Below are 20999 nucleotides of genomic sequence, written 5' to 3'. Positions count from 1 at the left end.
GCGTTCATGCTTACAGAACTTTCAATTCGTAATTTGGCTGTCATTGAACATGTACATATTCGGTTTAAAGCAGGTTTTCACGTCCTTACTGGGGAAACTGGCGCTGGGAAATCGATCATCATAGATGCGTTAACACTGATTGTCGGTGGTAGAGGTTCTTCTGAATTAGTTCGTTATGGAGCTGATAAAGCAGAGATTGAAGCGATGTTTGACTTACCTGCGTCTCATCCGGTTTGGCATACGCTTACAGAGTTCGGGATTGAATCCGATGCTTCCGAGCATCTCATTATCCGTCGTGAAATTACAGCAACAGGCAAAAGCTCAAGTCGAATTAATGGTCAGCTTGTGAATATGACGATGTTGCGCAAGACGGGGGAGTGGCTCGTTAATATTCATGGCCAACATGAGCATCAATCTTTACTTCATGTGGACGAGCATATTCATTCCTTGGATCTGTTCGGAGATGCCGAGATTGAGTCAGCGAAGAAGACGTACCAAGCTAGCTATGATCAGTATATGAAGCTTCAAAAGGAGCTGAACGATCTTCAAGAAACGAGCAAGCAGGCGCTGCAAATGTTAGACCTGTATCGGTTCCAGATTGAAGAAATATCCTCAGCCAAGCTGAAATTAGGGGAAGATGAAACTTTAGCTGAGGAGAAGCGCAAGTTAGCTAATGCAGAGAAGCTTTATCAAAGCTCGTCTGAAGCGTATGATTTTCTCTATGCCACGAATCGAGGACTCGATGCTGCTGGCAAAGCAGTCTCACGCCTTCAAGATATCGTTCAGCTAGATCCGACGAATTTGAGCCCAATTCTTGAGCAGGCGCAGTCGGCCTTTTACCAACTGGAAGACGCAGCTTATCAAATCAGAGACTATCGCGACAGCATTGAGTTCAATTCATCTCGATTAGATTATATTGAACAAAGATTAGATACCATCACGTCTCTTCGCCGAAAATATGGAGAGAATATAAAAGAGATTCTAAGCTATTTAGAAAAGATCAAAAATGAAGTCGATACGATTGAAAATAAAGATGAAATTATTCGTAAATTAGAAGATAAGCTTGTACTTGCTGAGAAACAAGTTGGTGTGCATGCGCTAGACCTTTCTAACCTGCGTAAAGGTATTGCCAGCGAACTCTCTGCTCAGATTGAACATGAATTGCGTGATCTTCAGATGGAACGAACACAGTTCCGAGTGCAGATCGCTCATATTATTGATGACCGCGGCGTTGAAGTTGACGGCAATAAGGTTCGCTTCTCCAGACAAGGCATTGATCAGGTTGAGTTCCTCATGGCTCCTAACCCAGGGGAACCGCTGCGCGGATTAAGCAAAATTGCCTCAGGTGGAGAGCTCTCACGTATTATGCTCGCAATGAAGGCGATTTTTGCACGGATTGATCAAATTCCAGTGCTTGTCTTTGATGAGGTTGATACGGGGGTTAGCGGACGAGCGGCACAAGCGATAGCTGAGAAAATGTCCGTTCTTTCGCAAAGCTGTCAAGTCTTCTCCATTACTCATTTGCCGCAGGTTGCAAGCTTTGCAGATGTTCATTTCTATATTCGGAAAGAAGTGGATCATGAGCGAACGTTCACGCGTGTTCAAGATATGCCAGATGCTGGCCGAATTGAAGAGCTTGCAAGAATGCTTGGCGGTGTAGAAGTGACAGAAACAACGCTTCATCATGCTGGAGAAATGCTTACCATGGCAAAAAATAAGAAAGCAAGGGTATGAAAGTATAGATAGTCATCATTTACAGTTATAAAAGAAGGGGACTGGGGTTAACTTATAGGTACGCAATTGACGAGGTTATTCGTCAGGGCTCAAGGAATTTTGAAGGAGCGTGTTGATAGTGCAATCCAACAAAAGAAAAAGATTGTTCGGACTCTTGCTCGTCTTCTTCGTTTGCTTGGTCAGTATGTCCCCGCCTTTTCAGAGCTTCGCCTCCTTTCCACAAGAACTCCGCTTGTTTAGCGGCCAAGGGAAGCAGCTTCAGTTAACGATGCCGGTCAGTGCCCAGGTCACGGTCAAGGATACGGATATTGTAAAGGTAAATGGCAACGCCAAGCACTCATTTCAAGTTAATTTGAACGAACCTATCTCACTGCAATCCGACCATTCTGGGCAAACGGAAATGAAGCTCAAGCTGTTCGGAGCCATTCCAATCAAGACTGTCAAAGTGAATGTCGTACCTGATTTAAAAGTAATCCCAGGGGGCCAGACAATCGGTGTGAAAATTAAGTCTGCCGGTATCTTGGTAGTAGGTCACCATCTAGTGACTGTTGCCTCTGAACAAAAAGTTTCACCTGGGGAAGAAGCTAAAATTCAAGTTGGCGATTTAATAACCAAAATTAACGGCAAGGATTCTAAGGATGTTAGTAAGGTCGCAGAGCTGGTGGCCAAATCAGGCGAAAGCAAGAATCCCCTTGTTCTGCAAATTTTAAGAAACAATCAAGAACTTGTTGTGAAATTGCAGCCAGTATATGACGTAGTAGATAAGTCTTATCGCTTGGGTCTGTACATTCGCGACTCCGCGGCAGGGGTTGGGACGTTAACCTTCTATGCACCAGATCAAGGCGTCTACGGGGCTCTTGGACATGTCATAACAGATATGGATACTCAGACACCCATTATTGTAGGCGATGGCGACATTGTCTATTCGAATGTGACGTCGATTTCCAAAAGCCATAATGGAGATCCTGGCGAAAAGCATGCAACGCTTTACAAGGACAGCAAGGTAATTGGAAATATTGAACGGAATACGGCTTTCGGGATTTTTGGGAAAATGTATGGTGCTCCTGATCACAGCTTAGATAAAGAAGCGATACCTGTTGCCTTCGCAGAAGAAGTGAAAGAAGGACCAGCCCAGATCTATACCGTGTTAGAAGGTCAAAAGGTAGAAAAATTTGATATCCAAGTGGTTCATGTATCCAAACAAGACGTTCCGGGTACGAAAGGCATGGTTATCAAAATCACGGACCCACGCTTATTAGATAAAACGGGCGGCATTGTGCAGGGCATGAGTGGTTCTCCCATCATCCAAAATGGTAAATTGATCGGAGCGGTCACACATGTATTTGTGAATGATCCGACTAGTGGCTATGGTTGCTTTATCGAATGGATGCTTCAGGACTCCGGAATCATCCTTCGACCGACCTCGGGGAACACAGACAAAGAACTAAAGGTGAGTTAGTAGCCTTTAGTTCTTTATTTCTTTTTAATCTCATTTTACGAGAGAATAGCGAGTTTCGTGTCTTCATGTCGAAAAATGTTGGAATTAGAAGATAAATATTATATTATATAAGAAACTCAAACAAAAGAAAAGAAAAATAATATTCGACAGAAGGAATTTAAAAAGAGCTGTCGAATAGTTTACACAAGAGAGAAAAATACCAACTTGTTTCAGTAGCTAAAGGAGGAAATTCAGTTGCAAAAAATTCAGGTATTACTTGCAGACGATAACCGAGAATTCACCCATCTATTGTCAGAGTTCATTGGTGAGCAAGAGGATATGGAAATTATGGGTGTTGCCTACAATGGTAACGAGGTCCTTCGTTTTCTGGAGCAACAGCGTGAGCTGCCCGATGTTCTCATTCTAGATATTATTATGCCTCATCTGGATGGACTTGGTGTTCTGGAAAAAATGCGAGAGATGAATCTTCCTTCTCAGCCCAAAATCATTATGCTAACGGCATTCGGACAAGAAAACATTACACAAAAAGCCGTGCAGCTTGGCGCTTCTTATTACATTTTAAAACCATTTGATATGGAAACCCTTACGAATCGTATTCGTCAGCTTGCTGGTAACTCTTCAACTACGACTACAACATCCTCAACCCCTCGTGCGAATGTCGTACATATGCCAAAAGGCAAAAATTTGGATGCTAATATTACGAGCATTATTCATGAAATTGGTGTACCTGCTCACATTAAAGGCTATCAATATTTACGTGAAGCCATTACGATGGTTTACAACAATATTGAAATCCTAGGTGCGATCACCAAAACGCTTTACCCAGCTATTGCCGAAAAATACAAAACAACGCCTAGCCGCGTCGAACGCGCTATCCGTCACGCGATTGAAGTCGCATGGACGCGCGGCAATATCGACAGTATCTCCTTCATTTTCGGATATACGATTAATATCTCGAAATCCAAACCGACGAACTCCGAGTTCATCGCGATGGTTGCTGACAAGCTGAGAATCGAGCATAAAGTTTCTTGAGACAGTTAGGAGCTTTATAATATATGTTAAGTTAAGGACGCTCAATTTGAGCGTTCTTTTCATTTTTTATAAAATATAAGAATTTATATGTTTCACATCATAATTCGGCTAAATTTCTCCATAAATACTCCCGTCTCAAGTGTACGACATAGCCGTTTATTTTGGTTGCATGAATGAGATAGGAAGCAGAAAAACTACCTAGACATTCTAGGTAGTCCTTCTGTATTAGTTTTGAATTACCAAACAAATGCGCTAGTGATAATAACCAATAAGATGAAAAGTACCAAGACAGCTGCAGCGGAAGTACCATACCCAGTTCCACAACTCATTCGAATCAACCTCCAATTGGATATTTGGTTTGTGTTTCGAGATAGCTTATGACTATTTCTGAGGAATGTTTGGGCGAAACGACTGATTGTGCTAATGTCCCTGTCCTCTGAAATAAATTTGGGGTAGGGAAGGGGCAACGTGAAAACTTGGAACCAAGGGATAAGTTGTTACGTTATTACATCGTAGCTTATTCTTTTCAACAAGAGATCGTGTAAGCGGAATTAGAGGCATGGAGGAAACGAGAATGTTATTGACGATAGTGATCATTGTGATTTTAATTGGTGTGTATGTTCTCTTTATGAAAGTGTATCCGGTATTCGGTCGAAGACCTTCTGAAGGTGATATTCGAAGGTTCAGTCAGTCACCGCAATATGCGCAAAACAAGTTCGAAAATCCAGTCCCAGCGATGATGAATATGAGCTTTCGTACAACGCTAGGGATTTTGCGCGATATGATCAAAGGAAGCCCTAACCGACGTCCTAAGTCCCCCTTACCGATGGAGAAGCCACAGTTTAGCGTGAATGGTGATACCAGCGTCACTTGGTTCGGACACTCGGCTAGCTTGCTCACAATCGATGGGAAAGCCTTGCTCCTTGATCCGATGTTTGGAAGAACACCTTCGCCATTTCCGTGGATAGGTAAAAACAGATATAGCGGCGGAATCCCGTTTGAGATAGCGGAGCTCCCGCAGATTGATGCTGTCATTCTATCTCATGATCATTATGATCATTTGGATTATGGGTCCATTATGAAAATAAAACACAAAGTGAAACGGTTTTTTGTCCCACTTGGAGTAGGTGCTCATTTAATCCGCTGGGGAGTTCCAGCAGCCAAGATTGAGGAGCATGATTGGTGGGAAGAAATATCGTTCGAAGGGCTGGATTTAGCTTGTACGCCTGCCAATCACTTCTCAGGACGCAGTACGAATGATCGCGGGGCGACTTTATGGTGCTCATGGGTGATCAAAGGAGAGAGCTCTAGCATATTCTTCAGTGGGGATAGCGGATATACGCCTCATTTTAAGCAAATTGGAGATAAATATGGTCCTTTCGATCTGACCTTGATGGAATGTGGGCAATATGATGAACGTTGGGCGGATATTCACTTAATGCCGGAAGAAACGGTTCAAGCCCATTTGGATGTGAGAGGGAAGGTGATGCTGCCAATCCACTGGGGTGCCTTCACACTAGCCATCCATGATTGGAATGATCCTGTGGCCCGCGCCGCGAAGGCTGCTAAGACCAAAGGGGTTAAGATGATCACGCCACCTATCGGACAGACTATTATTTTAAAGGGTTCCGACGTACAGTCCTATTCGAAAGTGAATTGGTGGGTACAGGCATAGTTCGAGCTGAACTAGCTACAAGGGACTTCACATGGTATTATGGTTAGGTTAATAGTCAGATGTGAGCAGGAGAGAAGATAAGTCTATGTCGGAACAAAAAAGTGTACGAAAATTTCATTTTCTAGCCGTTGTGCTAGGAATAGCTATTGATAATATCGGGACGATGTTATCGTCAGGGGTGATTGGCAGTCTATATTTTGCTAACCGGCCGTTGGAAGATCAAGATGTAAATGCGATTTATTCAAATGCAGCTCTCTTACTTTTATTTCTGGTCGTTGGCTTGTTCTGGACGTTCCTAGGTAGTTATTTCACCGCGAAGGTTGCGAAACGAGGGGAACTATTCAACGCAGCGATCATTGGGGTCATTGGTGCAGGGATTGGGTTTGATTCGATATTAACACAGGATGTAATCCCGCTATGGTACGAATTGATTGGATTAGTAGCCATCGTACCAGTATCGCTCCTAGGTGGATATCTTGTATTGAAGAGGAAGAAGACATCCCAATCCTAATTACCTGATCGGTACATTAGATAGGGTGATCAGCTGAATGTAGTGGAGTGAATTGTGCTTAGGAGGTGGAAGTATGCCTAAGTTCGCGAATGAGAGTGAAGAAGCGACGGCATTTCTACGCAAACAGACAGGCAGCAGTCAATTGGTGTGCTACACGTATATTGATGCTGAGAATAGCTTGGAGAGTTTTTTTATTGTGAAGACAAGTAATAAGGTCATTCAAGTATCCTTTGCGGAGATTTCGTATGATCCGAGGAATTACCAGAGCTTACTAGAGGGGCTCTATCGTGTTATCTACGAATAATTAATTGATCTACACATGGCAAACCCCCTAGCCAATGCGGCTAAGGGGTTTTCTCATGTTATGCCAATTACTTAATGAACGTTAAAGCTTGATCAGCGATGGAGAACTTGTAGCGATCAAGGCAATTGCACAGGTAATCTTTGCGGCAAATTGGGCAAGGTTCTTTCATCAAACGGTTCAAATCCGTTACGCGGCCGATGCCAGTTTCAGCATCTCTTTCAAAGAAAAGACGGCATTTGTTGCGATCTTTCAAGGAAACTACAACCTCGAAAAGTCCATTCTTTTTATTATCACTCACTATTGTTGCATCAACTACCTGCGGATCGTAGGCCATATGTATTTCCTCCTAAGAGTTTGCTCAGCTAGACAATCTACATCGCAAATTCATAAATTAACATGCTTTTCTCTTTGTTTGCTCAGTTGCATTAGTATATTATATAAATAAAAAAGATTTTATTCAATAGGAGGTCATCTAGACATGATCATGGACTATTGTGAACAAGAAATTTCAGAAGGTCAGACATTCATTCACATTGGTTTACAGTTCGAGGATGAGCCTGATTCTTTGTATGTGGCTGAGCTTGAGGTTGACGATCAAGGGGTTGTTAAGCATTGGCAGTTATTCTTCAATGGGTTTGATTGCAAATATAATTTCCGTCCATCTGAGAAAGAAGAAATGATCCATTATGCAGCTCTACAAGGGATTTCCATACGAGAAGATGAAGGCCAAGAATGACAAAAGGAATTATCGCCATGTAATGCATGGTTCAAATTCCTTGATTTGTGTTTATTCTGTTGTTTGTTTTGAAGTTCTATTCGTGTTGGTGTTGTTCGGGTTACTGGATTCGTACCATGCCAGTGCAATCGCTGCATAAGGGGATCGAGCTTGCCTTCACGGATATGGCGTTGACGCAATTTTTGAGCTTGTGATCGTGACATCGGGATTCCTCTTTTCTATTTTATAGTGAGTGTATACTTCTATTGTAACAGGTGTTGAGGAAGAGGCAATGGAAAGTTTAGTTGATAATGAAAAAGGGTGAACAATATGCGCATTCAAATCCAGTTAGCGATAGATGGCGAAACGAAGAAAACGGAAGTGCTCGAAATTGCCGAGCATAAACTTGGTGAAATGACGGACGAAGAGATTGAGCAAGCAATTGAGGTGAAGATTCGAACGTGGGTTGATCGGATGGTTCAAGTGGAATGGGAAGTTATAGACGAGTAGGTAATAAAACGGCCCCGTAAGGATCTACCCTACGGAGCATCAGTGTACAACCTATGTATGTTAGTGAACGATGTTGCCTACTCCGGTCTTCTGCAAAGCATGTTCCCAGCTTGGGTAGTAATACAGGGCGTTTTTCATAAGATCAGGATGCAGCTTCTTCACATTTTTTTTGGCTAGCGATTCCCCTGTGCTGTGAAGCTGTACAATTTGGCCTAACACTTCGTCTGCGCTCATGTTTAGCTCCATAGATGTCCTCTCCTTTCTTTACGAATATTAAACAATGCTTGCCATTCAAAGCTTAAAATATACATAGAATTTTGTGGGATCGGGTAAATTAGGTAGGCCATGAGACGACGTTAGGAAAGCTAGGTGTCTAACTATGAATTGGTCATCTTTATCTTTATTTGCCACAAAGCCAAGCCTAATTTGCAAAGGGAAAATAGCTAAGGTAACAGGTTCATTTGAAACGTTTGAACAGGTTTCAAGCGGTCGTATACTCGTGCTTTCACAGAGTGATATCGAGGAAGAACAGGCACAAGAACTGTTAGATCGAAGAGTGAAAGCGATCGTTCATTGTGGGCAAGTTATGAGTGGTGTCTTCCCGACGGAAGGTCCGCTATTATTGTTACAGCAGCATATCCCAATTATTGAAGTGGATGCCGTTCATGCTGAAATCTTTCTGCACGAAGCAGAAATGATTATTCATCATGATATGATCCATATAGCCGGTCAATCAGTCACTTGTAAGCTATTTACGAGAGAAGACTGGTTGATAGCGCAACGAGCCGCCAATGAGCAGGCGAGTGAACGGTGGGAGCCCTTTATTGAACACACTTTAGCTTATGCAATGCGAGAAAAACAAGCTGTCAGAGACTCGTTACCCAACTTGCCCCTGCGCACGCAATTCACGGGTAGACACATCTTGGTAGTGTCCGATGGGAAAGGTTATAAGAAGGACCTGCAAGCCGCTAGTGGATTTATAACGGCGTTTAAGCCGATACTACTTGGCGTTGGTTCAGGAGCGGATGCGCTAATATCCAGCGGATATCAACCAGATGTAGTTGTTAGTGATGCAGATCAAATTTCGAATCGCGTGTGGAAGAGTGGTGCAGAAATCATTGTCCACACCTACCCAGATCCTCAAGGAATCCTTGATAATTGTTCGCCTGATTGCCTAAGTAAGCACCATCTCGTCTTGTCCTGCATAGGAAACAGTGAGGATGCTGCTTTATTATTAGCCTATGAAAAGGGTGGAGAATGGCTGATTACGGTCGGCGTACACTCCTATATGAGTGATTTTGTAGCAAAAGGCTTAGCAAATATGGGGAGTGCGTTGCTTGTTCGAATGAAAATTGGAGCTCGTCTCGTAGATATAAAAAGCTTACAAGCACTAACACTTCAACCAACTCAAAGGCGTAAAGAAGTGCTTTCCACTATTGGTCTATCTTGTGTTTTCATTGGTTTGAGTCTGTTCCAATTGCATTGGATACTTAAACGAGCGAGTCATGTCGTGTGGAAGCTTGTTGGGGTAGAATGAGGGCTTTGACGTAAAAAAAGGACCGGACATAGTGTCCGGTCTATTTGTTGCGCTTTGGTTTGAATCGTGGAGCCAAATAATTCCGCTTACGATCTCTGAAAAAGGTCCAGCCGCCAATAAAGGCAACACCTATCAGAAACAGTACCAAGCCTAAGAAGAATTTTCCCCATAACATACCGCTATTAGCAACTGTATCAAATTGTGCGAAAAAGGCATCTTTCATTGCGAGAAAGCCATAAGTAGCGGTTATTCCAGGAATAACGAGAAGTAGAATAGCAATAAATCGATAAAAGGGTGCTTTCATAGTAACTCCTTACCTGACATGAAACATGTTTTTTCTAACATCATAACTCGAAACCGCTAGCGTGTCTAATTCCCCACATAAGAAATTATAAGTTTCCGGTGCTCGGAAAAACAAATTCTTATTGGCGATAAAAACAACATTTAAAACGCGGTCGCTCAACCTCGAATTGCTTCGATAGAAGTTTTTCTCACAAATAAGACTATGACTTCGGTCCCAAAAAAGGGTAATATAATAGAGACGCACGTATACATATAACAAGTAATTGTTTCATAGGAGGCTTACATACATGAGTGAACATAGATATGATGTCGTGGTATTAGGTGGCGGAATCGGCGGGTATACCGCTGCAATTCGTGCTGCACAGCTTGGGAAGTCTGTAGCGATTGTCGAACGCGATAAAATGGGCGGTACGTGCCTGCATCAGGGCTGTATCCCAAGTAAAGCCTTGCTTAGAAGTGCTGAAGTGTTTGCCGCGATGAAGCATAGCGAGGATTATGGCATCACAGCACAATCCATTTCGCTGAATTTTGACCAAGTAGTAGGACGTAAGCAACGAATTGTCGATCAACTGCATCAAGGACTTCAATTTCTGATGAAAAAGAATAAGATTACGATTCACCATGGAAATGGACGGATTATCGGACCTTCGATTTTTTCACCACGCAGCGGCGCTGTTTCTGTTGAGAAGGAGGATGGCGATATCGAAACGCTCCTTTCGAGCAATTTGATTATTGCAACGGGCTCTAGACCACGCAGTTTACCAGGATTAGAAATAGACGGTACTTCAATTATTACTAGCGAAGATGCGCTGCGGATGGAAAGTCTGCCGAAGTCGATCATCATTGTCGGCGGTGGGGTCATCGGTGTTGAATGGGCTTCGATGTTAAACGATTTTGGCGTGGAAGTAACGATCGTAGAAGTCGATAAGCGATTAGTCAGCTTAGAAGACGCTGATGTTTCCAAAGAGTTAGAACGTTTATTCAAGAAACGTGGGATTAAGCTAGAGACGGGTACGAAATTGCTCCCGGATTCTGTGAAAGTGGCAGATGGCAAGGTTACGATGCAATTGGACAAGCAGGGTGAGGTACAGGAACTATCCGCAGAACGAGTCTTGGTTTCGGTTGGTCGGGTGGCAAATGTAGAATCGATGGGTCTTGAGAATACGGATGTCAAAATTGATAAAGGCGTCATTCGCGTCAATCGCTATATGCAAACGACGGAATCCCATATCTACGCGGTAGGTGATGTAATCGGTGGACTTATGCTGGCGCATATGGCTGGCCATGAGGGAATCGTGGCAGCAGAACATATTGCTGGACATCAACCGGATGAACTTCAGACGCACCTTGTATCCAAATGTACCTATACAAGACCTGAGATTGCCAGTGTGGGTTGGACCCAGCAGCAGGCGATTGATCAAGGTCGCCAAGTGAAAGTTGGCAAATTTAGTTTCAAAGGAATAGGGAAAGCTCTAGTTTATGGGGACTCCGATGGCTTTGTGAAAGTAATTGCTGATAAAGACACGAATGATATTCTAGGAGTTCACATGATTGGCCCTCAAGTGACTAACAGCATTACTGAGGCAGCACTAGCTCAGGTGTTGAACGCAACGCCTTGGGAGGTTGGACAGACGATCCACCCGCATCCAACACTTTCGGAGGCTTTGGGTGAAGCGATGCTAGCTGTGGATGGCATTGCAATTAGCGGATAAAAATTGTAATCATAAACGTTTACGTTTATAATATGCTTATAGAGTCAAGTACTAGGACCAGGTATTAAGTTTTAGTAGTCATTTAATCTCACTAAGGAGGCAAACTCCATGTCCATTGGTCAGCTATATAAGCACAGAAGTTTAGGTTTATCCGATGATGAAGCACTACGTATGTATACGGTCATGAGCCTTGCAACTAAATTCGATGAGCGCGCCTTCATGCTGCAACGCGCAGGTAAAATTCCGTTTCACGTATCAGGTATGGGACAGTATGCCGGACAAGTTGGTATGGCCTTTGCGATGCAAGCTCAGAAAGACTATTTCTTGCCATATTACCGTGATTATGCGTTCGTTTTATCGGTTGGAATGACGGTGAAGGACCTCATGCTCGCCATTTTCTGCAAAGCAGAAGATGTGAATAGCGGTGGCAGACAGATGGCAGGTCATTTCGGTGATCGTAAAAATCATATCGTAACGGCATCTTCACCTGTTACTACGCAAGTTCCGCATGCAGCGGGGATTGCTTTGGCGGCGAAGATGAAAAAACAGGATTTCGTTACTTTCGTTTCATTCGGAGAAGGATCCAGCAATCAAGGAGATTTCCATGAGGGCTGTAATTTTGCAGGTGTACATAAGCTGCCGGTTATCTTCGTTTGTGAAAATAATCAATATGCAATTTCTGTCCCACTCCATAAACAGGTGGCAGGCAAAATCGCGGATCGTGCGATTGGATATGGCTTCCCAGGTGTTCAAGTCGATGGCACTGATGTCTTGGAAATGTACCGCGTAACGAAAGAAGCAAGAGAAAGAGCCCTTCGTGGAGAAGGTCCAACATTAATCGAGATGCTGTGCTATCGCATTATGCCGCACTCCACCTCGGATGACGATATGTTGTACCGTACGAAGGAAGAAGTCGAAGAAAATCGCAAGAAGGATGGCATCTTGAAATTCAAGGAGTATCTCATCGCTTGTGAACTGTGGAGTGAAGAGCAAGACCTAGCGCTTCAAGAACGTCAAAAGCAAGAAGTCAATGAAGCAACGAAGTATGCTGATCTTGCCCCTTATCCGAAGCCGGAAGATACGCTTCTTCATGTTTATGCGGAAGGAGATGGCAAATAGAGATGGCTGTTATAACGTATTTGGAAGCAATCCGATCTGCAATGCAGGAGGAAATGCAACAGGACGACAACGTATTCGTCTTAGGTGAGGACGTAGGAAAAGGCGGCGTTCTTAACACAACCAAGGGACTTCGCGATCAATTTGGCGAAGAACGCGTGATGGACACGCCGCTTGCAGAGTCCGCAATCGTTGGTGTTGCCATCGGCGCAGCGATGTATGGGATGAAGCCGATCGCTGAAATTCAATTTGCCGATTTTATTTTCCCGGCAACGAATCAAATCTTGAGCGAAGCGGCGAAAATTCGCTATCGTTCGAACAATGACTGGAGCTGCCCGATCGTCATTCGTGCTCCTTATGGCGCAACTGGCGCTGGTGCTTTGTACCATTCTCAATGTCCAGAATCCGTGTTCTTTGGTACGCCAGGTCTGAAAATCGTAGCTCCATCGAACCCGTATGATGCCAAGGGTCTGCTGAAAGCGGCTATTCGCGATGGCGATCCTGTGCTTTATTTTGAACATAAGAAATGTTACTTGGCTTTATCGGCCGAAGTTCCGGAAGAAGATTACATTGTACCTATCGGCAAAGCTGACGTGAAGCGTCAAGGGACAGATATTACCGTTATCGCCTATGGCATGGTAGTCAATTATGTGCTTCAAGCCGCTGAGGAACTGGCCAAGGAAGGGATCTCGGCTCATGTGCTTGATTTGCGTACCTTGCAGCCGCTCGATCGCGATGCGATCCTAGAAGCCGCTAGAAAAACAGGCAAAGTACTTATAACTCATGAGGACAACAAGACCGGTGGTGTCGGCGCGGAAGTATCTGCGATTATCGCGGAAGAAATGCTATTTGAGTTAGATGCGCCGATCGCAAGATTATGCGGCCCAGATGTACCAGCCGTTGCAAGTAATCCTCCGATGGAGAAGTTTTTCCTTCTGAATGCTGATAAGTTGAAGGATGCTATGCGTCAGCTTGCTTTATTCTAATGTTTGTTCTTATTCGTTGATCTTTTCCGAAATTAGGAGGTACTTGTATGAACCAAACCGGCCGCCTCACCGAGGTTACTGTTCCGCATTTGGCGGAAAGTCTCGTTTCGGCTACAATCGGCAAATGGCTGAAAAAGCCAGGCGATTATATTGAACAATATGATGTTCTTTGTGAGCTTTTCACAGAGAAAGTAAATACAGAAATGCCAAGTCCCATTGAGGGCAAGTTGATCAAAATTATTGTTGGGGACGGTGAAACGGCTGCCGTTGGTGAAGCGATTTGTGTCATTGAAGAGCCTGCTGGCTCCTCAGCGGCGGCTTCAGCAGCGCCTGTTGCTGCCACGAATTCAGCAGTTGCTACCGAAGACACGGATCAAAGCATGCGCGGCCGCTTCTCTCCAGCGGTCCACAGACTTGCCCAAGATAACCGTGTCGATTTGTCACGCGTTGCAGGGACAGGTCTTGGCGGACGTATTACGCGCAAGGATGTAGAGACCTTCATCGCATCAGGTGGAGCTAATGCAGCTAACACTGCACCTGCGGCTGTTCAAGCAGTCTCTGCAGCAGCGCCCGTAGCAGCCTCTGTTGTCCCAGAAGAACCGGAGAACCAGCCTGTTCGCAGCTCGGGTATCCATTTATCAGCGAGTCCACAGACACCGCTGATCGAAGCAGAAGGCCACAACTTAGATGCTCGGAATGAGCATTTCATTGATGTAACACCTATGCGTAATGCGATTGCTACGAAGATGCGTCAAAGCGTCACCGAAATTCCTCACGCTTGGACGATGATTGAAGTGGATGTAACGAATCTAGTTGTTCTGCGGAACAAAGTGAAGGACGAGTTCATGCGCCGCGAGGGCATCAACTTGACTTACCTCGCGTTTATGCTGAAGGCTGTCGTCAATGCGATCAAAGACTATCCGATTATCAATTCCGTGTGGGCTGTTGATAAAATTATCGTGAAACGCGATATTAATATTTCCTTGTCTGTTGGTACGGAAGATTCCGTTATGACGCCGGTGATCAAGAAAGCAGATCAAAAGAATATCGCAGGACTTGCAAGGGAAATTGATGAGTTGACGAAGAAAACGCGTGCGGGGAAATTAGCTCTCACGGATATGGTTGGCGGTACATTTACCGTTAATAATACAGGCTCCTTCGGTTCGATTCTGTCGTACCCAATCATTAACTATCCGCAAGCGGCGATTGTTACATTCGAATCGATCGTGAAGAAGCCTGTCGTCATTCAAGATATGATAGCGGTGCGCTCCATGGTTAACCTTTGTTTGTCGCTCGATCACAGGATTCTGGATGGTGTGATCTGTGGAAGGTTCCTACAAAGAGTGAAAGAAAATCTAGAAAGCTACAACGCGGATACTAAAATTTACTAACGTTTTATGACGTGAAAAATAATCCGGCTGTAAACAATAAACTAGATAGCAGCATAACGAAGAGCATAATGTAAATAACGACTTTAAACCATTTCTTATTCTGTAGCACGGGATTCACTCCTTTTTCATCCAAGCTTGTACCGTTTTATTGTAACTCAAAGTGTGTATCGGAGGAAAGTACATGATTCAACAAGATCGTTTAGTCCAAGAATTCATTTCCCTCGTTCAAGTGGATAGTGAAACTAGATTTGAGCAAGATATCTGCGTTGTGCTCAAAGAGAAATTCGGCAAGTATGGCTTACATGTTGTCGAAGATGCATCGATGTCCAAGAGTGGACATGGTGCAGGTAACTTGATCTGCACATTGGAAGCGACAGACAGCAATCCGGCAATTCCTACCATTTTCTTCACATGCCATATGGACACGGTTGCTCCAGGGAATGGCATTAAGCCTCAAATTGGTGAGGACGGGTACATTCGCTCTGATGGCACAACGATTCTTGGCAGTGATGATAAAGCAGGTATTGCTGCCATGCTTGAAGGGATTCAAGTTCTGAAAGAACAGAACATTCCACATGGTCGTATTCAGTTCGTCATTACCGCAGGTGAAGAGAGCGGCTTGAAAGGTGCTCGCGCCATGGAACGCAGCTCCATGGAAGCTGAATATGGCTTCGCATTAGATTCCAATGGGAATCTTGGTGCTATTGCTACTGCGGCACCTGGGCGTGCAGAAATTGAAATCATTTTCCATGGAAAAACAGCGCATGCTGGTGTGAATCCGGAAGATGGCATCTCAGCCATCCAAGTGGCCAGCAAAGCTGTTTCGCGCATGTCATTGGGTAGAATCGATAATGAAACGACAGCCAATATTGGCAGCTTTTCTGGCGTAGGCCCGCTGAACGTGGTATGCGATAAAGTGAAAATGGAAGCTGAAGCACGCAGCATTGTGCAGCACAAACTGGAAGCGCAGATAGAAGCGATGAAACAGGCTTGTGAATCTGCTGCTGCAGATGCAGGTACGACCTGTGAATTCCATGCGGATATCGTCTACGCATCCTATATGCATGATGATTCTGCACCGATTGTACAATTAACTTCACGCGCGATGAGCACGATAGGTTTAACTGCAAGTACATTCCACTCGGGTGGCGGAAGTGATGCGAATGTGTTCAACGGGATGGGGATTCCTACAGTGAATTTGGCCGTTGGTTATTTAGACATTCACACGGTCAAAGAGCGCATTGCGATCCGTGATCTCGTCAAAACCGCTGAACTTGTCGTAGCGCTAGTGAAAGAAGCTGCTAAGGTCTAGCTCCAGAAACAAAATAAAAACCGATTCGTCCGCCAACTGGCGCGGCTAATCGGTTTTCGTTCATTTATGCATGGATGATTCGAAGTTTATATGAATGTCCTTGTGAGGAAGGCTTCTGAGCTATGTTCAAGCCTGCTAAGAAATCAACCAATGGTATCTTCGGATCCCCTTGTTGAAGCAGTTGTTGCAGCTGATATTTGATCTCCCAGGCTTTACCTACAAGTCGAATTTGCTTAGCACTCACATAGCTCTTCATATCACAGACCCTCTTTTCAGGAAAATATTTGATATAATGAACGATATGCTGCATGTGGACAAGTTAGACCAATTTACGAGGATGAGGTGCACGAATGACAAACCATAAGAAATTTGAAGAAGTGACAACGAGCAGTGAATTGATTTTCAAGGGTAAAATAATTTCCCTGCAAGTAGATCAAGTAACGTTGCCCAATGGAGGAACAGCTTCACGTGAGATCGTTAAGCACCCAGGTGCAGTAGCGGTGATCCCGCTCCTAGGGGATAAAATGATCGTCGTAGAGCAGTACCGTAAGCCGCTTGAGAAGAGTCAGGTGGAAATCCCTGCTGGGAAGCTCGACAGCGGTGAGGAGCCTTTGAGAGCGGCTTTACGTGAGCTTGAGGAAGAGACAGGATATAAGTCAGATAACATTCGATTGGTAAGCTCTTTCTACACATCACCTGGGTTTGCAGATGAGATTATCCATTTATACATAGCGGAAGATCTAGTAAAGGGTACAGCGAACCCGGATGAGGACGAATTCCTTGATTGTGAAGCGATCACCTTAGAACAAGCTCAGCAGTATATGCGTGAGGGACGTATCAGTGACGCCAAAACGATCATGGCGGTGTATGCTTGGCAGCTTTACAAGTTAACGGGTCAGATCTAAATGTTGAAGGATTACTATGTTGATCTGCATATTCATATTGGCCGGACGGAGAAAGGTCAAGCTGTCAAAATAAGCGCAGCGAATAATCTCACCTTTTTCAATATTGCTCATGAAGCTGCGAACCGTAAGGGGATGGAGATGATCTCCATCATCGATACACACTCTCCGTCAGTCCAAGATGAGATTATGATGTATTTGGATAAGGGAGACATGGCGGAGCTCGAAGGCGGGGGAATTCAGTATCGGGATACATCCATCATTCTAGGGAGTGAAATTGAAGTAAGAGACCCTGGGATGGGGCCAGCGCATGTTTTGGCCTACATGCCAAACCTTCAAGTGATGCAGGAGTTTACGGGATGGATGAGCCGGCATATGAAAAATGTGGAGCTTAGTTCTCAACGCATCTATGTGCCTGCACGTGATCTCCAGGAAGAGGTGCTGGGCCGGGGAGGCATCTTAATCCCTGCACACATATTTACGCCGCACAAAAGCGTGTACGGCAGCGCTACAAGCTGCATGAATGATTTGCTTGATGTGAAGCAGATACCTGCGGTTGAACTTGGGCTAAGTGCGGATTCGGATATGGCTGGGTACATCTCTGAGCTGGATGATTTCACATATATAACGAATTCAGACGCTCATTCCTTGGCCAAAATAGGTCGTGAATACAACCAGATGAAACTTGCTGCGCCAACTTTTGATGAGTTAGCTAAAGCTCTTCGACGTCAGGATGGACGGGGTGTTACTGCCAACTATGGCCTGAACTCGCGATTAGGCAAATATCATCGAACCTATTGCAGCGTGTGTGAGGCTGTATTGGACGATGGCGAAACAGCTGTGGAACGCTGTGTTAATTGCGGCAGTGCCAAAATTGTGCGCGGCGTCATGGACCGAATCATGGCGATTGCAGATCGGGAGATGTCTTATCAACCAGCGCATCGTCCGCCGTACCATTTTCAAGTCCCCTTAGAATACATCCCAGGATTGGGTCCGAAGAAGCTGGAACAACTGCTAAGCCAGTTCGGAACAGAAATGCAGGTCTTACACCATGCAACGCCAGAGGCGTTAGCAAGTGTCGTTGGGGACGAGATTGCTGCGTACCTTGTGAGTGCTCGAGAAGGGACCTTGCATCTCGAAGTTGGCGGCGGCGGAAAGTATGGCAAAGTGAAAAATCATTCATAGTTTTACCTTTTCGCTCATAAGCTTGTCTTTGTAGAGGTTGTACAAGGAGGGAGTGGCGAGTGTGAATAGGAACTTAACGATGAAACAATATATGAAGGATAATTTGCCGTTATTTATATTCGTCTCTGTGCTCTTTGTTATTGGCGTTGTTTTCGGTGCCGTCATGGTTAATGCACTTTCCTTGGAACAGAGGACGGAAATGACCCGCCATTTGGGCAGTTTTTTTCATGAAATTAATGAAGGTATCGAAATTGACAGCCAGCAGTCGTTTAGTCAAGCATTCGGTATGCATATGAAGTGGATACTATTAATTTGGTTATTTGGCTTGTCGATAATAGGTTTGCCGTTAATCTTAGTATTGGATTTTCTAAAAGGTGTACTGATTGGCTTCACAGTCGGATACCTCGTGGGTCAGATGTCGTGGAAAGGGATGCTTTTTGCACTTGTAGCCGTTGTTCCTCAGAATTTGATCGTAATACCGGCGATTCTTTTCTGCAGTGTGGCTGCGATGTCATTCTCGCTATATATGATAAAGCATAGAATCATGAGTCGTAGTGGTAACATTTACCAACCTTTCATGAGATATACAACGATCACCTTAGCGATGGGAGGCTTCCTTTTAGCAGCTGCATTATTAGAAGGATACTTCTCCCAATACATGATGAAATGGGTAACCCCAATGCTGGTGGGGGTTTATGGGGAATGAAATGAATTGTGATTGTGTTTGACTTTGTCAGCAAGCTCCCCCTATAATGAAAAGAGTGGCTAAAAATGGGCTAGGATGCCCACCTTTCTGAGGGGGAGGCATATGGAAGCAAGGATCGAGAAAATTAAACAACAACTACAATCCCAGGGGTACAAGCTTACACCTCAACGGGAAGCGACTGTTCGCGTTCTACTGGAGAATGAACAAGATCATCTTAGTGCAGAAGATGTGTTTATGCTTGTGAAGGATAAAGCGCCAGAGATCGGGCTAGCAACAGTGTATCGTACGTTAGAACTTCTGAGCGAACTGCACGTCTTGGAGAAAATGAATTTTGGCGACGGCGTGGCTCGTTACGACTTACGTGACGATAATTCACGACATCATCATCATCACTTAATTTGCGTGCAATGCGGAGCCGTAGATGAAATCATGGAAGACTGGCTCGGACCTTTCGAAGAACGGTTAGAATCAGAATTTCATTTTCAAGTCTTAGATCATCGACTTGATTTCCAAGGTATTTGCTACCGCTGTAACGAACGCGGGAAACCGGACTCATTGGAGAAATCCCACTAACAGCTGCCGCAAGGAAGCTGTTCAACTTATGAAAATGCCTGTATGCAGACAAATGCATACAGGCATTTTTGTGTTTACATCATATGCTAAATAGTAGTTAAGAGTTAGCTTACTGTCACATAATTGGCAAGGAAGTCGGGGTACATTATAGACGAATGATCCGAAGGAAGAAGGTGGCGAGTATGTCGAAACCAAACCTAGTCGTTGGCGTTCCTAAAGAAATCAAGAACAATGAAAATCGCGTTGCTTTGACCCCAGGCGGTGCAGGGATGCTGCAAATGTCTGGTCATCGTGTGTTGGTCGAAGCGGGAGCAGGCATTGGCAGTGGATTTTCAGATGAGGATTATAAGCAAGAAGGCGCTACAATAATCGCACATGCAGCTGAAGTGTGGGCGCAAAGTGATATGATCATGAAAGTGAAAGAGCCGTTGCCTGCTGAATATAGCTATTTCAAAGAAGGTCAGATGCTATTTACCTATTTGCACTTAGCAGCTGCTGGCGATCTGGCAACTCAGTTATTGGAGAAGAAAGTGACGGGTATTGCCTATGAGACGATTCAACTGCCGAATGGCTCTCTGCCTTTACTAACACCGATGAGTGAGGTTGCGGGGCGGATGTCTGTACAGATTGGAGCCCACTATCTCGAGAAATTCTATGGAGGCCGCGGCATTCTGCTTGGCGGTGTTCCAGGCGTTCCGCCGGCAGATGTCATTATTCTAGGCGGTGGGATTGTAGGTACGAATGCAGCCAAAATGGCACTAGGGCTTGGTGCTAATGTCGTTATTATTGAACGAAGTGCGGACCGGATGCGAGCCTTGGATGACATTTTCGGAGGGCATATCCGTACATTGATGTCCAATCCGTATAATATTGCTAGTGCAGTCCAAAAGGCAGATCTACTCATTGGGGCAGTCCTCATCCCAGGGGCAAGAGCACCGCGATTAGTGACAGCGGCGATGGTTCAGAGTATGAAGCCGGGCGCCGTCATTGTGGATGTTGCTGTCGATCAAGGAGGTTCCATCGAAACGATTGATCGTGTAACCACCCATAGTGATCCAACATATGAGAAGTTCGGTGTTCTTCATTATGCAGTTGCCAATATGCCAGGAGCTGTTCCTCGTACCTCAACGCTTGCTTTGACGAATGTCACCTTGCCATACGCATTGGAGTTGGCTAATAAAGGCTTCACACAAGCTTTAGCAGAGAACTACACACTACAATTAGGTGTTAATACGTACAAAGGTAATGTCACCCATCCAGCGGTCGCTGAGGCGCTCGGAATGCCTTATACCAAATTGACGGATCTGTCATAATCATAGACCGAACCTCATATTCT

General features: G+C 44.6%; 25 protein-coding genes. 19 read left to right on the top strand and 6 right to left on the bottom strand.

What is annotated here, in order from left to right:
• Nucleotides 1-6: 6 nt before the first annotated feature.
• The 3 genes from recN (at nucleotide 7) to spo0A (ending at nucleotide 4225) form a co-directional block, all read left to right on the top strand.
• Nucleotides 7-1734, top strand: a complete 1728-nt coding sequence (gene recN / locus ACSQ8O_RS30135; protein WP_436244645.1) for a DNA repair protein RecN — start codon at nucleotides 7-9, stop codon at nucleotides 1732-1734.
• Between the two features lie 118 nt (nucleotides 1735-1852).
• Nucleotides 1853-3193, top strand: coding sequence for a SpoIVB peptidase (gene spoIVB / locus ACSQ8O_RS30130; protein WP_056614646.1), 1341 nt, complete (start codon nucleotides 1853-1855; stop codon nucleotides 3191-3193).
• A gap of 234 nt (nucleotides 3194-3427) precedes the next feature.
• Complete coding sequence (gene spo0A, locus ACSQ8O_RS30125) at nucleotides 3428-4225, top strand: sporulation transcription factor Spo0A (protein ID WP_056614643.1); 798 nt, start codon at nucleotides 3428-3430, stop codon at nucleotides 4223-4225.
• Between the two features lie 236 nt (nucleotides 4226-4461).
• On the opposite strand, the gene ACSQ8O_RS30120 is transcribed toward spo0A, so the two are convergent.
• Nucleotides 4462-4554, bottom strand: coding sequence for a YjcZ family sporulation protein (locus ACSQ8O_RS30120; protein ID WP_082595420.1), 93 nt, complete (start codon nucleotides 4552-4554; stop codon nucleotides 4462-4464).
• Between the two features lie 245 nt (nucleotides 4555-4799).
• Here ACSQ8O_RS30120 and ACSQ8O_RS30115 point away from each other — a divergent pair, with 245 nt between their 5' ends.
• The 3 genes from ACSQ8O_RS30115 (at nucleotide 4800) to ACSQ8O_RS30105 (ending at nucleotide 6715) form a co-directional block, all read left to right on the top strand.
• Entirely contained in the window at nucleotides 4800-5900 is a 1101-nt protein-coding gene (locus ACSQ8O_RS30115) for an MBL fold metallo-hydrolase (protein WP_436244644.1), read from the top strand.
• 85 nt (nucleotides 5901-5985) lie between these two features.
• Nucleotides 5986-6411, top strand: coding sequence for a hypothetical protein (locus tag ACSQ8O_RS30110; RefSeq protein WP_436244643.1), 426 nt, complete (start codon nucleotides 5986-5988; stop codon nucleotides 6409-6411).
• Between the two features lie 73 nt (nucleotides 6412-6484).
• Complete coding sequence (locus tag ACSQ8O_RS30105; RefSeq protein WP_056614631.1) at nucleotides 6485-6715, top strand: hypothetical protein; 231 nt, start codon at nucleotides 6485-6487, stop codon at nucleotides 6713-6715.
• Nucleotides 6716-6782: 67 nt separating this feature from the next.
• Here ACSQ8O_RS30105 and ACSQ8O_RS30100 read toward each other — a convergent pair whose 3' ends face one another.
• Complete coding sequence (locus tag ACSQ8O_RS30100) at nucleotides 6783-7049, bottom strand: hypothetical protein (RefSeq protein ID WP_028554204.1); 267 nt, start codon at nucleotides 7047-7049, stop codon at nucleotides 6783-6785.
• A gap of 144 nt (nucleotides 7050-7193) precedes the next feature.
• Here ACSQ8O_RS30100 and ACSQ8O_RS30095 point away from each other — a divergent pair, with 144 nt between their 5' ends.
• The gene (locus tag ACSQ8O_RS30095) at nucleotides 7194-7451 is read left to right on the top strand and encodes a hypothetical protein (RefSeq protein WP_056614628.1); all 258 of its coding nucleotides are present in this window, start codon (nucleotides 7194-7196) and stop codon (nucleotides 7449-7451) included.
• A gap of 309 nt (nucleotides 7452-7760) precedes the next feature.
• The gene (locus tag ACSQ8O_RS30090; protein ID WP_056614625.1) at nucleotides 7761-7940 is read left to right on the top strand and encodes a hypothetical protein; all 180 of its coding nucleotides are present in this window, start codon (nucleotides 7761-7763) and stop codon (nucleotides 7938-7940) included.
• 60 nt (nucleotides 7941-8000) lie between these two features.
• Here ACSQ8O_RS30090 and ACSQ8O_RS30085 read toward each other — a convergent pair whose 3' ends face one another.
• Entirely contained in the window at nucleotides 8001-8186 is a 186-nt protein-coding gene (locus ACSQ8O_RS30085; protein ID WP_028554206.1) for a hypothetical protein, read from the bottom strand.
• A gap of 133 nt (nucleotides 8187-8319) precedes the next feature.
• Here ACSQ8O_RS30085 and steA point away from each other — a divergent pair, with 133 nt between their 5' ends.
• Nucleotides 8320-9477, top strand: coding sequence for a putative cytokinetic ring protein SteA (gene steA, locus ACSQ8O_RS30080; RefSeq protein WP_436244642.1), 1158 nt, complete (start codon nucleotides 8320-8322; stop codon nucleotides 9475-9477).
• 40 nt (nucleotides 9478-9517) lie between these two features.
• Here steA and ACSQ8O_RS30075 read toward each other — a convergent pair whose 3' ends face one another.
• Nucleotides 9518-9781, bottom strand: a complete 264-nt coding sequence (locus tag ACSQ8O_RS30075) for a DUF2627 domain-containing protein (protein ID WP_056614619.1) — start codon at nucleotides 9779-9781, stop codon at nucleotides 9518-9520.
• Nucleotides 9782-10067: 286 nt separating this feature from the next.
• Here ACSQ8O_RS30075 and lpdA point away from each other — a divergent pair, with 286 nt between their 5' ends.
• The 4 genes from lpdA (at nucleotide 10068) to ACSQ8O_RS30055 (ending at nucleotide 14985) form a co-directional block, all read left to right on the top strand.
• On the top strand, nucleotides 10068-11492 hold the full coding sequence (lpdA, locus tag ACSQ8O_RS30070) for a dihydrolipoyl dehydrogenase (RefSeq protein WP_436244641.1): 1425 nt from the start codon (nucleotides 10068-10070) through the stop codon (nucleotides 11490-11492).
• 108 nt (nucleotides 11493-11600) lie between these two features.
• Complete coding sequence (locus tag ACSQ8O_RS30065; RefSeq protein ID WP_236285540.1) at nucleotides 11601-12611, top strand: thiamine pyrophosphate-dependent dehydrogenase E1 component subunit alpha; 1011 nt, start codon at nucleotides 11601-11603, stop codon at nucleotides 12609-12611.
• Between the two features lie 2 nt (nucleotides 12612-12613).
• Nucleotides 12614-13594, top strand: coding sequence for an alpha-ketoacid dehydrogenase subunit beta (locus ACSQ8O_RS30060; RefSeq protein WP_056614608.1), 981 nt, complete (start codon nucleotides 12614-12616; stop codon nucleotides 13592-13594).
• 47 nt (nucleotides 13595-13641) lie between these two features.
• On the top strand, nucleotides 13642-14985 hold the full coding sequence (locus ACSQ8O_RS30055) for a dihydrolipoamide acetyltransferase family protein (RefSeq protein WP_436244640.1): 1344 nt from the start codon (nucleotides 13642-13644) through the stop codon (nucleotides 14983-14985).
• A gap of 4 nt (nucleotides 14986-14989) precedes the next feature.
• On the opposite strand, the gene prli42 is transcribed toward ACSQ8O_RS30055, so the two are convergent.
• Complete coding sequence (prli42, locus tag ACSQ8O_RS30050) at nucleotides 14990-15094, bottom strand: stressosome-associated protein Prli42 (RefSeq protein WP_157256922.1); 105 nt, start codon at nucleotides 15092-15094, stop codon at nucleotides 14990-14992.
• Nucleotides 15095-15166: 72 nt separating this feature from the next.
• Between prli42 and ACSQ8O_RS30045 the strand changes: the two genes are divergently transcribed.
• On the top strand, nucleotides 15167-16297 hold the full coding sequence (locus ACSQ8O_RS30045; protein WP_436244639.1) for a M20/M25/M40 family metallo-hydrolase: 1131 nt from the start codon (nucleotides 15167-15169) through the stop codon (nucleotides 16295-16297).
• Nucleotides 16298-16361: 64 nt separating this feature from the next.
• Here ACSQ8O_RS30045 and mciZ read toward each other — a convergent pair whose 3' ends face one another.
• Entirely contained in the window at nucleotides 16362-16553 is a 192-nt protein-coding gene (gene mciZ, locus ACSQ8O_RS30040; protein WP_436244638.1) for a Z-ring formation inhibitor MciZ, read from the bottom strand.
• Nucleotides 16554-16647: 94 nt separating this feature from the next.
• Between mciZ and ACSQ8O_RS30035 the strand changes: the two genes are divergently transcribed.
• The 5 genes from ACSQ8O_RS30035 to ald all read left to right on the top strand — a co-directional run bounded on the left by ACSQ8O_RS30035 (nucleotide 16648) and on the right by ald (nucleotide 20976).
• On the top strand, nucleotides 16648-17202 hold the full coding sequence (locus ACSQ8O_RS30035; RefSeq protein ID WP_436244637.1) for an NUDIX hydrolase: 555 nt from the start codon (nucleotides 16648-16650) through the stop codon (nucleotides 17200-17202).
• On the top strand, nucleotides 17203-18384 hold the full coding sequence (locus ACSQ8O_RS30030; protein ID WP_436244636.1) for an endonuclease Q family protein: 1182 nt from the start codon (nucleotides 17203-17205) through the stop codon (nucleotides 18382-18384). It begins immediately after the preceding gene.
• Nucleotides 18385-18445: 61 nt separating this feature from the next.
• Nucleotides 18446-19090, top strand: a complete 645-nt coding sequence (gene spoIIM, locus ACSQ8O_RS30025; protein WP_235550466.1) for a stage II sporulation protein M — start codon at nucleotides 18446-18448, stop codon at nucleotides 19088-19090.
• Nucleotides 19091-19192: 102 nt separating this feature from the next.
• Nucleotides 19193-19663 carry a ferric iron uptake transcriptional regulator gene (fur, locus tag ACSQ8O_RS30020; protein ID WP_436244635.1) on the top strand — a complete coding sequence of 157 codons (471 nt, stop codon included), beginning with the start codon at nucleotides 19193-19195 and terminating at the stop codon, nucleotides 19661-19663.
• A gap of 182 nt (nucleotides 19664-19845) precedes the next feature.
• Nucleotides 19846-20976 carry an alanine dehydrogenase gene (gene ald, locus ACSQ8O_RS30015; protein ID WP_436244634.1) on the top strand — a complete coding sequence of 377 codons (1131 nt, stop codon included), beginning with the start codon at nucleotides 19846-19848 and terminating at the stop codon, nucleotides 20974-20976.
• Nucleotides 20977-20999 lie beyond the last annotated feature (23 nt).

Source organism: Paenibacillus sp. LjRoot56, from assembly GCF_964253335.1.
Taxonomy (GTDB): Bacteria; Bacillota; Bacilli; order Paenibacillales; family NBRC-103111; genus Paenibacillus_E; species Paenibacillus_E allorhizoplanae.
This window is presented reverse-complemented; position numbering and strand designations above follow the sequence as displayed.

What these genes read in the sequence shown, in the direction of transcription:
- recN (WP_436244645.1), top strand. Translation starts at nt 7, where the DNA reads ATGCTTACAGAACTTTCAATTCGTAATTTGGCTGTCATTGAACATGTA.
- ACSQ8O_RS30120 (WP_082595420.1), bottom strand. Translation starts at nt 4,554, where the DNA reads ATGAGTTGTGGAACTGGGTATGGTACTTCCGCTGCAGCTGTCTTGGTA.
- ACSQ8O_RS30115 (WP_436244644.1), top strand. Translation starts at nt 4,800, where the DNA reads ATGTTATTGACGATAGTGATCATTGTGATTTTAATTGGTGTGTATGTT.
- ACSQ8O_RS30110 (WP_436244643.1), top strand. Translation starts at nt 5,986, where the DNA reads ATGTCGGAACAAAAAAGTGTACGAAAATTTCATTTTCTAGCCGTTGTG.
- ACSQ8O_RS30105 (WP_056614631.1), top strand. Translation starts at nt 6,485, where the DNA reads ATGCCTAAGTTCGCGAATGAGAGTGAAGAAGCGACGGCATTTCTACGC.
- ACSQ8O_RS30100 (WP_028554204.1), bottom strand. Translation starts at nt 7,049, where the DNA reads ATGGCCTACGATCCGCAGGTAGTTGATGCAACAATAGTGAGTGATAAT.
- ACSQ8O_RS30095 (WP_056614628.1), top strand. Translation starts at nt 7,194, where the DNA reads ATGATCATGGACTATTGTGAACAAGAAATTTCAGAAGGTCAGACATTC.
- ACSQ8O_RS30090 (WP_056614625.1), top strand. Translation starts at nt 7,761, where the DNA reads ATGCGCATTCAAATCCAGTTAGCGATAGATGGCGAAACGAAGAAAACG.
- ACSQ8O_RS30085 (WP_028554206.1), bottom strand. Translation starts at nt 8,186, where the DNA reads ATGGAGCTAAACATGAGCGCAGACGAAGTGTTAGGCCAAATTGTACAG.
- steA (WP_436244642.1), top strand. Translation starts at nt 8,320, where the DNA reads ATGAATTGGTCATCTTTATCTTTATTTGCCACAAAGCCAAGCCTAATT.
- ACSQ8O_RS30075 (WP_056614619.1), bottom strand. Translation starts at nt 9,781, where the DNA reads ATGAAAGCACCCTTTTATCGATTTATTGCTATTCTACTTCTCGTTATT.
- lpdA (WP_436244641.1), top strand. Translation starts at nt 10,068, where the DNA reads ATGAGTGAACATAGATATGATGTCGTGGTATTAGGTGGCGGAATCGGC.
- ACSQ8O_RS30065 (WP_236285540.1), top strand. Translation starts at nt 11,601, where the DNA reads ATGTCCATTGGTCAGCTATATAAGCACAGAAGTTTAGGTTTATCCGAT.
- ACSQ8O_RS30060 (WP_056614608.1), top strand. Translation starts at nt 12,614, where the DNA reads ATGGCTGTTATAACGTATTTGGAAGCAATCCGATCTGCAATGCAGGAG.
- ACSQ8O_RS30055 (WP_436244640.1), top strand. Translation starts at nt 13,642, where the DNA reads ATGAACCAAACCGGCCGCCTCACCGAGGTTACTGTTCCGCATTTGGCG.
- ACSQ8O_RS30045 (WP_436244639.1), top strand. Translation starts at nt 15,167, where the DNA reads ATGATTCAACAAGATCGTTTAGTCCAAGAATTCATTTCCCTCGTTCAA.
- mciZ (WP_436244638.1), bottom strand. Translation starts at nt 16,553, where the DNA reads ATGAAGAGCTATGTGAGTGCTAAGCAAATTCGACTTGTAGGTAAAGCC.
- ACSQ8O_RS30035 (WP_436244637.1), top strand. Translation starts at nt 16,648, where the DNA reads ATGACAAACCATAAGAAATTTGAAGAAGTGACAACGAGCAGTGAATTG.
- ACSQ8O_RS30030 (WP_436244636.1), top strand. Translation starts at nt 17,203, where the DNA reads ATGTTGAAGGATTACTATGTTGATCTGCATATTCATATTGGCCGGACG.
- fur (WP_436244635.1), top strand. Translation starts at nt 19,193, where the DNA reads ATGGAAGCAAGGATCGAGAAAATTAAACAACAACTACAATCCCAGGGG.
- ald (WP_436244634.1), top strand. Translation starts at nt 19,846, where the DNA reads ATGTCGAAACCAAACCTAGTCGTTGGCGTTCCTAAAGAAATCAAGAAC.